At 38.7% G+C, this 15,300-nt stretch carries 10 protein-coding genes; 5 read left to right on the forward strand and 5 right to left on the reverse strand.

Features of this window, described 5'->3' with window-relative positions; translation table 11 throughout:
* The first annotated feature begins 815 nt into the window (after positions 1-815).
* A complete protein-coding gene (locus tag HQN86_RS19385; RefSeq protein WP_172662546.1) occupies positions 816-1,052 on the forward strand; it encodes a helix-turn-helix transcriptional regulator in 237 nt (78 codons plus the stop codon).
* Positions 1,053-1,508: 456 nt separating this feature from the next.
* Here the strand turns inward: HQN86_RS19385 and HQN86_RS19390 are convergent, their stop codons facing one another.
* Entirely contained in the window at positions 1,509-2,030 is a 522-nt protein-coding gene (locus HQN86_RS19390) for a hypothetical protein (protein WP_172662547.1), read from the reverse strand.
* 159 nt (positions 2,031-2,189) lie between these two features.
* Here HQN86_RS19390 and HQN86_RS19395 point away from each other — a divergent pair, with 159 nt between their 5' ends.
* A complete protein-coding gene (locus HQN86_RS19395) occupies positions 2,190-2,597 on the forward strand; it encodes a VOC family protein (protein ID WP_172662548.1) in 408 nt (135 codons plus the stop codon).
* Positions 2,598-2,638: 41 nt separating this feature from the next.
* Here HQN86_RS19395 and HQN86_RS19400 read toward each other — a convergent pair whose 3' ends face one another.
* Genes HQN86_RS19400 through HQN86_RS19410 form a run of 3 tightly spaced genes read right to left on the reverse strand, consistent with a single transcriptional unit; the run spans position 2,639 to position 9,590 of the window.
* Entirely contained in the window at positions 2,639-3,100 is a 462-nt protein-coding gene (locus HQN86_RS19400; protein ID WP_172662549.1) for a hypothetical protein, read from the reverse strand.
* Between the two features lie 50 nt (positions 3,101-3,150).
* Positions 3,151-3,486, reverse strand: coding sequence for a TfoX/Sxy family protein (locus tag HQN86_RS19405; protein WP_172662550.1), 336 nt, complete (start codon positions 3,484-3,486; stop codon positions 3,151-3,153).
* Positions 3,487-3,494: 8 nt separating this feature from the next.
* Positions 3,495-9,590: an alpha-2-macroglobulin family protein gene (locus tag HQN86_RS19410; RefSeq protein WP_172662551.1), complete on the reverse strand. Its 6,096-nt coding sequence runs from the start codon at positions 9,588-9,590 to the stop codon at positions 3,495-3,497.
* A 147-nt stretch (positions 9,591-9,737) separates the two neighbouring features.
* Between HQN86_RS19410 and HQN86_RS19415 the strand changes: the two genes are divergently transcribed.
* Together HQN86_RS19415 and HQN86_RS19420 are read left to right on the forward strand one after the other, a co-directional pair.
* Positions 9,738-10,883 carry a hypothetical protein gene (locus HQN86_RS19415; RefSeq protein WP_172662552.1) on the forward strand — a complete coding sequence of 382 codons (1,146 nt, stop codon included), beginning with the start codon at positions 9,738-9,740 and terminating at the stop codon, positions 10,881-10,883.
* A 140-nt stretch (positions 10,884-11,023) separates the two neighbouring features.
* Complete coding sequence (locus HQN86_RS19420; protein WP_172662553.1) at positions 11,024-13,408, forward strand: ABC transporter permease; 2,385 nt, start codon at positions 11,024-11,026, stop codon at positions 13,406-13,408.
* Here HQN86_RS19420 and HQN86_RS19425 read toward each other — a convergent pair.
* Positions 13,400-13,906 (reverse strand): GNAT family N-acetyltransferase, encoded by a 507-nt coding sequence (locus tag HQN86_RS19425; RefSeq protein ID WP_172662554.1) that lies wholly within the window; start codon positions 13,904-13,906, stop codon positions 13,400-13,402. The two genes, HQN86_RS19420 and HQN86_RS19425, sit on opposite strands and share 9 nt — an antisense overlap.
* A gap of 125 nt (positions 13,907-14,031) precedes the next feature.
* Here HQN86_RS19425 and HQN86_RS19430 point away from each other — a divergent pair, with 125 nt between their 5' ends.
* Positions 14,032-15,288, forward strand: coding sequence for a M20 metallopeptidase family protein (locus HQN86_RS19430; RefSeq protein ID WP_172662555.1), 1,257 nt, complete (start codon positions 14,032-14,034; stop codon positions 15,286-15,288).
* Positions 15,289-15,300 lie beyond the last annotated feature (12 nt).

Raw genomic sequence — 15,300 nt, forward strand, 5'->3', positions numbered from 1 at the left:
ATCTCAAGCGTACGAAAAAACTAGGAACATCACCTGCCTTTATGTTCGTATAATTACTCTGCTCATATATCGGATAATAAGGTGAACTAAAGTAAATAACGAAGGGGTGAAAAATACAAAGACCAGCGCTTAAGGCATTTAATTAATGCCTTAAGGATCCGTATTGATAATTATAAAAAAGATACCTACCTTGGTAATTGCGATAACCTAAGTACATGCATCTTTGCTTAATCGGCAATAAAGGGCTGGCCCAAGTTAAATCCACCCGCGGGGACTTTGTGTTTTATCAACACACTAGCCTCTGGTCCTTTGGGCTATATTTTTACTTGGAATTTCTAGCCCGCTTTACGATGGTGAACAAATTACGTTCTTTATTAAGAGTTTAAGGGAATACCCACGCAGTGCCTCCTGGAGGTACTTATAAATGGCGAAGCTTAGTCTTTTCGTTCTCATAAACGGTTGGTTTTATGTAAAACGATGTGTACTCAACAAAAGCTGTAAGAAAACCTTATTGGAAAAACCAATAGGGCGAACTTCACTGCTTTTGAAACTGGTACCGTCAAGAACCACTCAAGCGTTAGCTTGAGCCTCGCAAAAGGCTGACATGAAATTCGCCCTATTGAATAGTATATCAAAGATATAAATATCCAATAGAAATGGCGAACTCACGATCGGCTCATGCGAAGATTGACGGTTTCGTTTCATGAGGGACATCGTTAAAGCCAGGTTACCCTAACTCTATTTGTCGCTATAAATAACTAAAAACAAATATACAAAAGTTGATATTAAATGTCAACTAATATTTTAAAATATTTATGATCAACAGGATTGGGGAAGTTTTAAAAGAAAAAGGTGCGGGTAATAAGGACTTAGTTGACTTTCTTAAAATGGAAAAAGAAACGGTCTCCAGATGGGTAAATAACAAACATCAACCAACTGTAGCAACCTTAAATAAAATAGCTGAGTTTTTAAGAGTTGATATCAGGGAACTGCTTCATCCAAGTGATTGGAGGAATAGCAAGGTAGAAGAATTCAAACCTAAAAATAAATAAGTTCAAATTATAATAAGAAGAGAGCGGTGAAGTCATCGCTGAAATGTTGGCGGATATGGGAAGAGTTGTTAAGAAGTTCTTAGATTGGGTTACATTTTTAACATTGACCCGAACCTCATTCTCAATGTTATACAACCTGAGGTAGAAAAGCAAATAATCTCCAAGATCGAGTTTCAAAAAAATAGATATAAATCTTAAACAAAGGTTAAGCCTCTTTAAACTGGAGTTGCTTATCTGTGTATACAAGTTACATACCAGTGAGACACCAGTAATAAGCCTTTTAGACACCCGATATTGCTAAGCCTGGACAGAGAGAGTCCCAAGGTCTGATGCTAGTTTTTGTGGCAAAATGTTGTATAATTTACATTAATGCAATTAACAAGACTATCTGTTTTTTATACTCTCCTTAGTCGAGATGATAGCTTTAAGACGATTGCATTAAGACGACTCCTGGGATTAGTATTTCCAATTTAGCTGAACCACATGTCGCAGATTATGTTCGGTAATCAGTGTTCTGATTGTCTGAGCAAGTTCTGTTTCTGTTTTTGGAACAACAGTTACATCACTATTGTTAAACTTGATGAAAAAATGTGTAGCGATTTCGTTTATGGATTCAACAGCAGATAGGTTATAGTAAAATATTCCCCCCTGATCTTGAATAACAATTTTATTGTCAGCTACGCTAAAAGTATTAGGCGCATTAATTAGACCACTACAATCTGTAAGGATAACTTTTCTAAAAGTTTTTGTATATGCCCATTTCACATACTTTGCACCTAGTAGTGGGTATAGCAATCCAAAGAGAATAAAAATTCCTCCAATGATATAATTTGTAACATATATAAAAAGGACACCAAGCAATACAAAGTAAACAGATGCAACGATCCTGAGTTTCTGAAAAACATTTTTCTTTTTTATAGATAGATTGTATTGATTGTAAGTAACTACATCTTCTAAAGAGAGCGTATAAGTGTGCATTATATAAGAGTTTTAATATTGCCCAAGATAGTGTTTATATCTTTATTTAGGGGTATTGACACAATTTACCCGCTTATTTGTCATAGTTGCCCCTCATCTTTGAAGCTATATTTTATGATCTTAGTGTTAATGGAACTAATCCATTTTAAACTTAGAATCATGACAGTTAAAAATCCATTTGTCTGGACCGAAATCAGTGTAAACGATCTGGCCAGAGCTAAGAAATTCTATGAGGAGGTATTGCAGATTCAACTATCTGAAATGGCGCCTCCTGATAATATGAAAGTAGACAAAGACGATCCTTGTTACTTTGAAATGCTTGCATTCCCCGCAGATATGATGGGCCCTGGAAGCAGTGGCACATTGTGTAAATCTGAAATGGGAAAACCGGGAGTAGGAGGTACGATGGTGTATTTTTATGCCGATGACTGTGCAGTTGAGCTTTCAAGAGTGGCAGCAGCAGGAGGTAAGGTGATTGCTGAAAAAATGTCTCTTGGAGAATATGGTTTCTGCGGTGTCGCTGAAGATACTGAAGGCAACCAGATTGGTTTTCATTCGCTGAAATAGCGTTTAGGCGCTGCCCAATTGCGGGCAGCGCTTGAAATATATTATATCTGGTTTAATACCTTTACTGCTCTGGAAGCAGTTAGTCTGAGTTCGAATAGCGTTAGTGCAATGTAAATAACAATCAGGACGGGAAAGAGTATCAGCGATTCTATATTAGGTCTGCCTTTTATGACCCCAAGAATTCCAGTGAAGAGTCCAAAAAATAATAATCCGGCAACAACAATTGATAACGCCCCAGGTCTGATTTTGTAAAAATTGACAGAAGGATTTTTTGAAAGATTAATGATTAGTTTAGGCAGAAAGAACTCAAAGGATGTTTTGATTCTGGTAAATTTTAAGTCCTTTTTGTCTTCAAGTCCCCAAAATATCTTGTCGGTACCGATGTCGACACTCTTAAATTTAAAATCAAGAGACATGGTTTCTTTCATTGATGCCTTTCTTAGAACAGCTTCTACTTGAGTGTTATTTAGGTTTGATGGAAAATGAACGGTTTTAAAGTACATGGTAGAGCGCTATGATTTGATGATTGTAAAATAGCAATATTATCAATTACTTAGTTCTTTTTACTCCTGGACTTTTTAGGCTTAGGTTCTGGAAGTGCTGCCGCTGTAATCCTTACCAACTCACTAATCCATTCCCGGTCTTCAATTTGTTCTTCGATCAGAAAGCTAGGTTTTGCTCCAGGATACGGAGAAGCCTCTACTACGCTTCTTATAAACTGCTTTCCAGCTTCTGTGGGTTTAATAAACAGCTTGTTGTCACAAACCAAAGCAAAGATCTTTTGGCCTGCATAAAGGCCGTACTCTCCAAACATTTTCTTGCTGCTGATCGTTCCCGCTCCTTGTATTTGATCAACAATAAAATCAACAAATTTCTGATCTGATGCCATAGTGTGTATTAGGGTTTGGAAATAATTGTCATTGCATTACTGTAGGCCGTTACACCCGGATTATAAAGACATTGAAGCATAGCTGCTCCGTTTTTAAAAGTTCCTTCTTGCGTAACAGTTACTTCATAGTTAAATTCAGTTCTGCCTGAGGGCAGTAAATCTATAAAAAGCTGCTGACCAGCATCTCTTACAGACCTGTAATAATATGTACCGTCCTGGTATTGCTGACCACTACTGCCATCCAAAGGTTCGAATACACCTGCACGCTTATCTTCAAGTTGTACAAAACGTAAGCTTACTGCTGTTTCTACCGTTAACACAATTTTTATCTTTTCGCCTATTTTTAAAATAGGTTTATCCGAAAGTGGAACCCACGCATTCTTCTGCTGATCATAATTAAATAAAGTTTTCTTCAGCTTTACTTTATTATTAGCATCATCGGCCTGCGCTTCAGCGCTGAAGTAATGCCATGTAATGCCACCACTAACCGTATTGTTTGCTGAGACCGTTACCGGAGATACCTTGTTAAGACTGATGAATTGGTTGCGCTGCCCAGCCAAAAGACCATTTGAACTGTTCATCTGCTGATTACCAACCTGAGCAGAAACAGAATCTGGCACAAAACTGGTCTTTATTGTTGCCGACTCCTTAAGCATGTCGATAGCTGCAGCAGTACCCGTGGTTGTGCGCCAACTGTAATCTTGCTTGGCCGACAGCATCCATTTGCTTAACCCATCTGCAATCTTTGTATTTTGCCCGGCTTGTGTAAAGGCCTCATAAAGCATTGCAATGGTTTCTTCTTTTGAATGGCTCAAATCATCGCCATCTGAAATTTCTTTCCAGCGCATTCCATTTAGGTCGTCGTTTATTGCCCGTTGTTGTATGTTACTCAGTTGGGCAAGGGCCTTTTTATAAATTTGGTGATCTGGAGTTGTATATTTTAATGAAACAATGATCCATAAAGCCTGATCATATAAGCGCTTATTGTTGATGTCTTTTTCGGCAAGTTCAAGAGTGGTATTTATTTTTTTGATGACACCAGGATTAAGGGGATACTCGTTTTTCCAAAATGACCGGGAGTAGGCACCAAAAAGATTACCATCTGTACCGTTTGTAGCGTATAAAGAATCGGTATATGTAATTAACCTCTTGATGAAAATTGAATGCCTTTGATAGTCGTTCGCTTGCCATCCTTGCTGATTTAACTTTCCAAATCCTCTTAGTACATAATTAGATATCCAACTATTGCTTTTTCCACCCTCAAACCAGGGGAGCGCGCCGTAGAAATCTTGCATGGAATACAACTTATTTAAATGGTCGGAAATTATGGACCTGTTGCTTATGGTATCTAGAACCTGATACAATTGTTTTTGCTGCTTAGCAGTTTGGTTTGCCAGGTTTAACCAAGGCATGGCCGCTTCTGCAAGTTCATCCGGAAGTTTGCGTTCCGTAGTATCTGAAATGGCATCCGGCGAACGCATTTTAAATGATTTTGCAAGCTCAGGCTGATTACGCATCAGCTGATTTGCGGTTACTCTGGCATAGAGTTTATTAAATACCTGTTCAGAACAATTAAAGGAATAATTGGCTAAAAATGGTAATGAGTTGATTAAGGCTGCTTGTGGCTTAGCATCTGCATAGAGACTAAGGCCATACAAATCTGCGTCGTCTGGTAGCTTAGGAGCCTGTACCAAACTGTCTTTCTTTGAAAATACAAGGGGCACTTGCTTACGCATAAACACTTTTTTGGGTAGTATCGGCAACGTGTGCTCTTCAGCATCTGCCAGGGCGCCTCCATTTACAGTGGTTACAATTGTTAGTGGATTCAGCTGTCCTTCGGGCACTTTAAAAGCAAAACCTGCTGTTTCAGTTAACTTTCCGGCTACTTTAACTATTTTAAAGGCAGGTTCTTTCAGTACTTTTGCAGTCAGGTCTTCACCAGTAACGGCATCTTCTATCTTACAGCTAAGTTTTACGTCCATAGCTGCACTATCCAGATTGCTAATCCTGCTTTTCAATACAATTTCATCACCCTGATAGAGCAGGCGTGGCATGTTAGGCTGAACCATCAGGTCAAGGCGTGTATTTAGTTTTCGCTCTGCATATGCAAATAGACTGCTTTTTGTATGTGCCATTAACTTCCAGTTCCATGCGGTTGCTGTTTGGGGCATGGTAAAACTAAAGGTATATAGTCCGTTTTTATCGGCGTATAGTTTTGGATAAAAGAATGCTGTTTCGCTAAAATCTTTACGCACCATTGGCTGTGGTTCAGGAGTTCCCGGTAATATGATCTTTCCTTTGGTGCTAATTATCAGCACGCCATTTGCGGCTTTTGAGCCATAGATAGCAGTGGCATCGGCACCTTTTAATACCATAGCTTCGGTTATGGAAGCGGCATTAAAATCATTTAATGAGCCGGAAAATGGAACACCATCTACTATAATTAGAGGCTGCGCATTCTGAACAAGAGAATTTGTACCCCTTATGTAAATCGCGCTGCCCGTAGTGGCGTACCTCACTACGTCGGCTATGCTATGACCCTTTAATACTACCTCACTCAGCTGACCATCTTCTAAGCTTAGAAAGCTCGCCGAAGGTACTGCCAATCCAGCTACTCGGCCTCTTAGTTGCTGCAACATAACATCGCCTTCATATTCATTTATGAATTCGCTTTGATTATTGTATTCGTTATTACCGGGCCAATAGTGATAATAGGGCCTACTGTTATTAATTGTTTGACTCCAGCCCCCATACAGGTAACCACTGAAGTAAGGGTTGTTGGGGATGTTCCACTGGTGTGAAGCAAGTTTGTCTAATGCGGCATCGTACATTCCCGTCATCAGTTGCGCCGCGATATTTTCTTTTGCTGTTTTTACCGATACGGTAAAAGTTTCTTTTGTACCAGGAGCCAGAACCTTCCTGTATTTTTCTATGATAATTTCTGGTTTTGCCGAGGTAGGTGGGGCTAGATAAACGTTTTGGTCGTTTATATACAGTTTATTGTTTAGTACATAAGCTTTTGTGAGTACAAGCGATTCTAATGCATCTTTTGGTACCGTGAAAGTATACATCTGCATTCCCTTACCCTGGTATTGTGCGTGGTAGGTGGTTTTTACGGCAATGCTCTGCTTTTGGCGCACATAATAAGTTAACCCATACACCACATAGGCACTGTCTATGGTAGCAGTGTGATAATCTATTTTATCGCCGGGTTTGGCAGTATTGATGGACAGGTAGTTAAAGTCTTCTAAATTCCCCGGAGTGGCTCTTTGCTCGGTATCAAATACATCAAAACTGATGCTGGTATGGCCCGATGTTTTTTCCGATTGGGTTGTAGTTACTGCAAGTTCGTACTTGCCGGCTTGAAGTAATGTTTTGTCTAATTGAAACTGAACGGTACTATCTATTGGTATTGTTTTTTCAAAGATTGATTTCTTTTCGAGGCTTGTCCTGTTAAGGATTTCCTCGTTTGGAAACCATGCTTTTAATTGATCCTTAGTGTATTGCCATTCATCTACAATTTCACTGCGAGTGGTATCGGGCACTATAATATTCTGAAAAATGCTGATATGAATTTCCTTAGGTTTAAACTTGCTGTTTTCTGTTTTTGCAGTGATGTTTAGCTTTGGAAGTTCTTTTCTGTCGTACTGATCTACTGCCGGAATGTTGATCTTGACCGGCCATGAAGATACGCTGAATGTGTTATCCTGGCTGGTGGTTTCGCCAGTGGCTTCTGTGGCCGTGGCTGATAACCTGTAAGTGATAGCCCATTCCTTATCGGGATCAGGATTTTTTTTCGGCAGGTTTACATCATTTACTTTTATCACTAACAAGCCCTTATCATCGGTATAACCGAGCGTATCTGTTACTATGGGATTGATATATGGGGCATTTCCAAAATAGTTAGATTCTCTTATTATCTGGTAAGCAATTTTTACACGGTTAAGATCTGCACCGCTGAGCGACTTCACTTTAAGCTTTAGCTCAAAAGGTTCGCCGGGTAATGGCCCTTCGGCAGGTTTTTCCATAGTTATTTCCATTGTTGGCCGTTTGTATTCCTCGACCTTAAAATAACCATTATCGCCATCAATTAAATCGCCATCAATAGACCATTGCCCGGTCATTGCATTTTTTGGAATAACAAAAGAACCCGAAAAGCTTCCATAATCATCAGGAACAAGCTTTATGGAATCAACGGTTCTATAGTTAGGGTCTTTTAATTCCAATAGGGGTTCATTGTCTGCCATCCAGCTTTTAAAATACTTATTTGCTTTACTGAAGACGATGTTTTGACCTGTTGAAGGATCTCTGGTAAGCATAATAACTTTATATTGTACGCGCTGCCCCGGGCGGTAAATTCCTCTGTCGGTATAAATTTGCAATTTTGTCTGGGCGTCATAAAACTCTTCCAGGTCATCATAAGCCTCAGTATTGTATATCTCCCGTGGTAAGTTCCTCTTGGGCCTGTTAAAATCGTGCATTAGGGTATCTTTGCCAGAAACGAACATGAATTCTTTTGAGGTGTAGGTTTTTTTTATGGATGTAAAACCCTTTAAATTGGTGCTGACCTGTTCCGTTGCTATTACTTTTACGCCACTTATGGGGAAGCCCGTTTTTCTGTTCAACACTATAAAATGATCTCCGGTATTCACAACAGCCAGATCAGACACCTGAAAATGAATGTATTCCATGTGGCTAAGGTTGGCTGCAGTTTTAATCTCGGAAGGCGAGAAAATTACATTATAGGTGCCCACTGGCAAACTTTCGAGCTTTAGGTACAGTGCATGTTTGTCGAAATCATCCGTTCCGGCAGGTAAGAGGAAGCTGGAATCGCGGATAGCGGGGCGGTTGAGCAGTACTTCTATTCGTTCTGTTTTTAAGTTCGGAAATTTCTCTTTGATGCCAATTTTAACGATTCGGTAATAGATTTTTTGTATACCCCTATATCTTGCTGTAAGCATGATTGGCGTTTCCGTCATCTGGCGGTCTGTAACTTGAACATTGATCTCTTGATTTTTAATCTTTTTAAGCAAGGTTTCCAGTGTTTTTTTGTACGCTGAAAACTCATTTACAACGCTCTGGTGCTGCTCATACAATTGGACAGCTTGTTTAAGGTATCCTTTGTATTGAGCTTCAAACTTTTGTCCGTATTTGATTCCCTTGTAATATTGATACTGAAACAAATAGAAAGTAGCTGTGGCTTGAATGGTGTTTAATGGAGAGGAGAGGTTTTTTTGGAGGTAAGTAGTCCATGCGTTCGACAAGATATTGGGCATCCGGGAATAGAAATAATATTTGATAAGCATCTGAATGTATTGCAGTTCTTCAGGTTTCGAATTGTGTTTGCGCATCCATAATGTATAGGTGTCCATCAAATGTGAGTGGATTTTGGCGGTGTCTAATGACGATTGTAAGGCTTGCTGAAAGCCTTTGGGTTCAGATACTATAAGTGTCTGAATATCTTGATCGGACAGGTTTAGATCGGTGGTTTTTCCTGTTTCGAAGCCAATGCGCTCGGCAAGCGCTATGTCTGCAAGGTCGGCTTTAAACAATAATTTATCGGCATTGGATGAGAGCCACGAGATATCTATACTTTTACCTGGTATGGCCGAGCCACTGAGCCGTAATGCCTCTTTGAAATGAAACCTAACAATGCTGTCGCGCTGTAATAAATCCATGGCACCATAGTTAGGTTGGAGGTTCTTTGTTTCGTAGGTGCTGGGCCTAAACTTTAAGTACTTGTGCGCAAAGAAAAGTACTCTGCGCGCCTGCATCAGGTGCATTGCAGTTTTTAGTAAGGTTGATGATTTTTTGTTGATGAGCAAACTATCAATAAAAGCGCTGTTCCTGAAATATAAACTGTCCTCAGTTTTTAAGTCTTTTATTAGCATAGCGTAATACAAGCATCGCGCTAAAGCAATATCATTGTTGATTCTGATAGATTCCTCTTTTTTTGAGTTGACGGTTTTAAGCGTTTCTTCGAGTTGAGTTCTTGTTCTTATGGAATTTTCAATGTTCGTCCACTCATCATTAAGGTCGGTTTGGGCAAATGCTGTTGATGCATTAAAAAAGGCGAATAGTATGCAAGCTAGGATAAGACGCATGAGAGAAACATTAATTTTGTGTAATGCAATTTAGTGATTTGAAATTCACTTTTATAGTAGAAAAACTTCAATGCCGTCATCTCGACTTGAGGAGAGATCTCTTGAAGAGATTGGAAAATTATAAATTCTATAATATCTTCGGTTCAAATGAAAAAAATATTCCTGCTATCCATCTTTTTTATAATCCTGGCATTGAGCGCTCGATCTCAAAATGTAACAAGCTTACCAGATTCAATTTATTCAGGAGAACAGGGCAAGATGCATGTGCAAGGCGTTGCTGTAGATAAAGCCAATGGATATGTTTATTTTTCTTTTACAGATAGGCTCATTAAGATGGATCTTTCGGGCAAACTGATAGGCAGTGTAACCGGTTTTGTAGGGCACCTTGGCGATTTGGATTTTAATGCAGCCGACGGGAAGATATACGGTTCGCTGGAATATAAGAATGATGCTATTGGTAAGGGGATCAGGAAATCATTGGGTGTACAAAACAACATTGAAAACGGTTTCTATATCGCGATATTTGATGGTTCCCGCATTGTGCGCCCTGATATGAGTGCAGAGAAAGAAGATTTGCTACGCACTGTTTACATAAAGGAAGCGGTAAAAGATTACCAGGACAGCGTACAGACTGCCAATGGTAAAAAGCCACATAGGTTTGCCTGTTCTGGAATAGATGGTGTTGCTTTTGCCCCGGCAATAGGAAGTGCTGATACCAATAAAAAATACTTGTACGTTGCGTACGGTGTTTATGGTGATACCGACAGAGATGATAATGACCATCAGGTTTTATTAAAGTACGATATCGCCAACTGGGATAAATATGGGCAGCAGTTATCGCAGGATAAATTGCACCATTCGGGACCTGAAAAGCCTTTGGATAAATACTTTGTAAAAACTGGCAGCACCCGTTATGGCATACAAAATCTGGCTTATGATGCTTATACCGGGAACTTTTTTGCTGCAGTATATCGTGGCGCTAAAACGCAGTTTCCAAATTACGACTTCTTTGTAATTGATGCGCATCAAAAGCCTGTTAAAGGTCAAATATCATCGGGTAATGAAACGATAAAAGTTCAAACCCTTTCTTTGTTGCAGGCAGGGCCAAAAGATGCAAATACGGGTATAAGCGGTTGGCGCTTTGAATGGGGAGCCACTGGTTTATGTCCTTTAGGCGATGGGTTGTTTTATATTTCTCATAATAAGAAAAACAAAGACGGACAGGAACAGAGCACCATTTATAAATACAAATGGGTAGGAGATGCTCAGAATTCGTTTATTCTGGTGAAATAAATGGGTTCATAACCGCACAGTTGATGTCCGATAATGGACAAGAGAAAAGTACGTTTATTCACTGTTACCGGCGGAAGGCCCATATTTTATTAATGGCATAACTTTTCCTGTTAATCTTCAGAATCTTTACTCGTCTTTACATGCTTAGAAACTATCTGAAAGTTGCTTTCCGCCAATTACGTAAAAATAAGTTTTATGCATTAATCAATACGCTTGGTTTGGCAATAGGCTTGGCTAGTTGTATGCTGATCTATACTTACGTAAAGGATGAAATGAGCTACGATCAATTTCATGCAAAAAAAGATAGGATTTATCGCATTGCAGAGCGCTTTAAAACGGGTGAAGGAACAGTAACAACCGGACTTACATTTTCCAACTTAGCCGCAGACCTTAAAGATAAATTTCCAGAAATTGAACAGTTTATGCGTATCGATTATGATCTGGGAAACCACTTTGTTGAATACGGAAAAATGAAATTTCTGCAAAAAGGGGTAACTTCGGTGGACCCGGGTTTTTTTGATTTTTTCTCTTTTAAACTACTAAAGGGAGACCGTAAAACAGTTTTAACAAGACCCTATACCGTAGCGATTTCTAATGAACAAGAAGCCGTTTACTTCCCTAATGAAGATCCTATTGGCAAATCTTTAAAATTTGTTGATCCAAACAACGGCAAGAGCTACATGGTTACCGTAACCGGAGTGTTCGAAGCTATGCCTAAAGCCTCTCATTTTCATAAAGACTTTTTATTGTCTGCAACTACTGCAGACCGGCTATTTCCTGATCGGAAAGCTCAAATAGGATGGACTTCTCATTTTTCATATCTGCTGTTATCTCCCAATGCTGATCCTGTAAAGTTGGAAAAGGACATCAATAGCTACATTTTTAAGAATTATCCAAAAGCAGCTTTAGATTGGTGGACACACTTCCCTTTACAGTCTTTAAATGATATTCATCTAAAATCGAATCTCAAAGAGGAGCTTGAACCCAACGGAGACATTACTTATTTGTATATTTTCTCTGCCATAGCTATTATTATTCTCGTCTTAGCGTGTGTTAATTATACAAACCTTGCTACTGCTCAGGCTATAAAACGCGCAAAAGAAATCGGAATTCGTAAAGTAATTGGTGCCAGAAAGGGCCAGTTGATATTGCAAATCCTTGGTGAATCACTACTTATTTCATTCTTCTCATTTGTTGTAGGTGGTTTTCTGACTGAACTCTTTATGCCGTTGTTTAATTCCCTTTCGGGAAAGGAACTGACAATTGATTTTTTAAATCTGGAGCAGTCGCTTTGGTTTTTTGCTGTATCAATGCTTACTGGTACCTTTGCCGGCATCTATCCCGCGTTTGTACTTTCATCTTATCATCCGGTAAAAGTGTTGAAAGGTTCAGTATCAGGTGTTGGCAATGGTAATCTATTTTTTCGCAAAGGATTGGTTATATTCCAGTTTGCAATTTCTATTGTTCTTATCGTAGGAACCATCATTATCTATACGCAATGGGATTATTTAAGGAGCCAAAAACTGGGGATCAAATCCTCGCAAGTGGTATTGTTATCACTCAACACCAAAAAACAGCGTGACAATTACCAGCTGCTCAAAAAGGAACTGCTGAGGAACAGCGATATACAGAATGTGACTGGAAGTGATAAAGATTTTGCATACAGGTTCAGCAACTATTCTCCAATTATTGCTGCAGGAAAACAGGTCATTTTACCAAGAGCATTGGTTGATGCTGATTTCTTTAACACGTTTGGTATAAATGTTATGCAGGGTAGAGGTTTCAAAGCCGAGCCTAATGATGCGAAAGTTTGGGATGTGATCTTTAATGAATCGGCTGTAAAACTCTCGGGATTTAAAGATCCGATTGGTCAGATCGTGATGGAGGATGAGCAACAAATGCGCATAGTTGGAGTGGTTAAAGATTTCCATTTTGAATCACTGCATACAGAGATCAGTCCTGTTATGTTCCTACCCTGGTATACAGGATTTCAAAAAATGGCCATTAAGATTAGTCCTGAGCATATGGACAAATCACTAAAATACATCAGGGAACAGCTTTATAAAATAGATCAACAGGCGGAATTTGAATATTCTTTTCTTGATGATGAGATCGAAAACTTGTATGAGTCGGAGGCTAAGTTTTTTAAGGTATTCATTACTTTTTCGGTTCTTGCTATCTTTATTGCTTGTCTGGGCATCTTTGGACTGGCATCTTTTACCGCTGTTCAAAGAACCAAGGAGATAGGCATCAGAAAAGTATTGGGCGCTTCCGTTCAGGAGATTTCCAGTTTGCTGATCAGAGATTTTGTGAAACTGGTGTTGGTTGCTTTTGTCTTGGCAGTACCGTTGGCATGGTGGATTATGAAGACATGGCTGCAACACTTTGCTTACCAAACGGAAATTGAGCTGTGGATGTTTACGCTGGCTGGCGGTCTGGCAATCATGACAGCAATACTTGCTGTAGGATTTCAATCTGTGCAAGCAGCAATGGAAGATCCGGTAAAAAGTTTGAAATCAGAGTAGTGTTTTTTCGAAAGCCAATCTGGAGCTCCCTCTAAAAAATACTTCGCCACAGTAAATGTAGCCGGCCTTTTCAAAAACATGCTTCATGGCTCCGTTATCAAAGTTGGTATCGGCTTTAACGCTGTGTATGTTGTTTCTTTGCGCAAAATCTTCAATGAAGTTCAACATCTTTCCCGATAAGCCTTTGCCAAGATAGTCTTCGGAAATTGCGACTCTGTGAAAGACAACAAAATCACCATCCGTTAACCATTTTCCTTTTATTTCTGTATAGGCAGGTTCGTCGTTAATTAGAATTGCACAATAGCCAGTAATGGTATCTCCATCGGCCATTACAAAACCAGCTCCCTTAGCTATGTCATTTTCAATTACTGTAGGGTTTGGATAACCATCCTGCCATTGGTTACTGCCATCTTCTTTTCTGCGCAGGATTGCTTTTTGCAGAATCACCCATATTTGGGGCAAATCATTTAATGTTGCTTTTCTAAAAATGTATTCCATAGTAATGCAAAGTTTGTTAAAAATATGCGTCTATACAACTCACAATGAAGAGGGAAATAAACTATGATATATCGGTAACTAATAGATCAATATTATATCTAATTTGTAAAACCAAACATTTAAACATGAAAATACAGCTTCTGTTGTTCTTATTGTTAATAACCCTTAGCGGGTACCCACAAAACAAAAAAGAGGCTTTAACTCGTGAATTGGTTAGCGCTGAGACTGATAGGATTTATGATAAGCTGGTGAAAATCAGAAGAGATATTTATGCAAACCCTGAATTGGCAGGGAATGAAAAACGTACTCAGGAGATCATAAAGAAATATTTACTGGATTTAGGCATCGAAGTTAAAACAGATACTTACGGGCATAGCATTATAGGTATTTTAAACGGAGAAAAAAAAGGAAAGAAGATAGCATGGAGAGCTGAAATGGATGCTTTACCAAATGGGCAGCATGGTTGTGGCCATGATGTACATATGGCAATTGGATTAGGAATAGCAGAAATACTTGCAAAAAATAAAGAGTCAATAAATGGAACGGTATATTTTATATTTCAACCAGAAGAAGAAACATTTGTTGGCGCAAAAAAAATGATTGAACAAGGCTTGTTTTCGATAATCAACCCTGATGAAATTTATAGTTTACATGTAACAGCATTGCCTGTAGGGCAAATTATGGTTAAACCAAATGAAATGTTTGCCTACCAAAAACGAATAAGAATTAAACTAAAAAATGAGCTATCCAAAGAGGAAGTTAAAGGGCTTACCAGGAAAATGTACAGTTCATTATCTCGCTCACAACTTAACAGTAAGCCCTGGGAAATACAACATATGAGTGACCCTAAAATAGGATTGATGAATCCGAATACAATCTTTAAGGACTACATGATTGTGGATGATAAATTTAATATCTACTCAGAGAAAGACGAGCTTTTTTTAGAAACATATTTATACGAGACAAATCAATCGAACCTCCAAAAAATCATACCTAAAATTGAACAGTTAATTGGAAAAGAAAGATATAAAGATAAACTGCTTTCTGTTTCATTTATACAGGAAAATCCAACTGTAGTTAATGATGAGAAATTGACCAAAAGCGCAATAAAGACACTAAACGGAATCTATGGATCCAATTTAGTTGTGCCTGATTACGGACAAGCTCCTTATTTTAATGATGACTTTGCTTACTTTCAGCAAAAAGTACCAGGTGTTTATTTTTTCTTAGGTGGTTCTAATATTGAAAAAGGAATTGTAGCAATGAATCATACACCTAATTTTAATGTTGATGAAGAAAGTATAAAAATTGGTGTCAGAAGTTTTTCATCCTTAATTATGGAAAGACTAAACGATAAAAAATTATACCAAAAAGGAAAGTAGAATACAATCTGT

Origin of the sequence: Pedobacter panaciterrae (assembly GCF_013204795.1) — a bacterium.
Taxonomy (GTDB): domain Bacteria; phylum Bacteroidota; class Bacteroidia; order Sphingobacteriales; family Sphingobacteriaceae; genus Pedobacter; species Pedobacter panaciterrae.

Excerpts from the sequence above, each read along its gene's own strand:
- HQN86_RS19420 (WP_172662553.1), top strand. The coding sequence starts at position 11,024 with ATGCTTAGAAACTATCTGAAAGTTGCTTTCCGCCAATTACGTAAAAAT.
- HQN86_RS19395 (WP_172662548.1), top strand. The coding sequence starts at position 2,190 with ATGACAGTTAAAAATCCATTTGTCTGGACCGAAATCAGTGTAAACGAT.
- HQN86_RS19405 (WP_172662550.1), bottom strand. The coding sequence starts at position 3,486 with ATGGCATCAGATCAGAAATTTGTTGATTTTATTGTTGATCAAATACAA.
- HQN86_RS19415 (WP_172662552.1), top strand. The coding sequence starts at position 9,738 with ATGAAAAAAATATTCCTGCTATCCATCTTTTTTATAATCCTGGCATTG.
- HQN86_RS19390 (WP_172662547.1), bottom strand. The coding sequence starts at position 2,030 with ATGCACACTTATACGCTCTCTTTAGAAGATGTAGTTACTTACAATCAA.
- HQN86_RS19385 (WP_172662546.1), top strand. The coding sequence starts at position 816 with ATGATCAACAGGATTGGGGAAGTTTTAAAAGAAAAAGGTGCGGGTAAT.
- HQN86_RS19410 (WP_172662551.1), bottom strand. The coding sequence starts at position 9,590 with ATGCGTCTTATCCTAGCTTGCATACTATTCGCCTTTTTTAATGCATCA.
- HQN86_RS19425 (WP_172662554.1), bottom strand. The coding sequence starts at position 13,906 with ATGGAATACATTTTTAGAAAAGCAACATTAAATGATTTGCCCCAAATA.
- HQN86_RS19430 (WP_172662555.1), top strand. The coding sequence starts at position 14,032 with ATGAAAATACAGCTTCTGTTGTTCTTATTGTTAATAACCCTTAGCGGG.
- HQN86_RS19400 (WP_172662549.1), bottom strand. The coding sequence starts at position 3,100 with ATGTACTTTAAAACCGTTCATTTTCCATCAAACCTAAATAACACTCAA.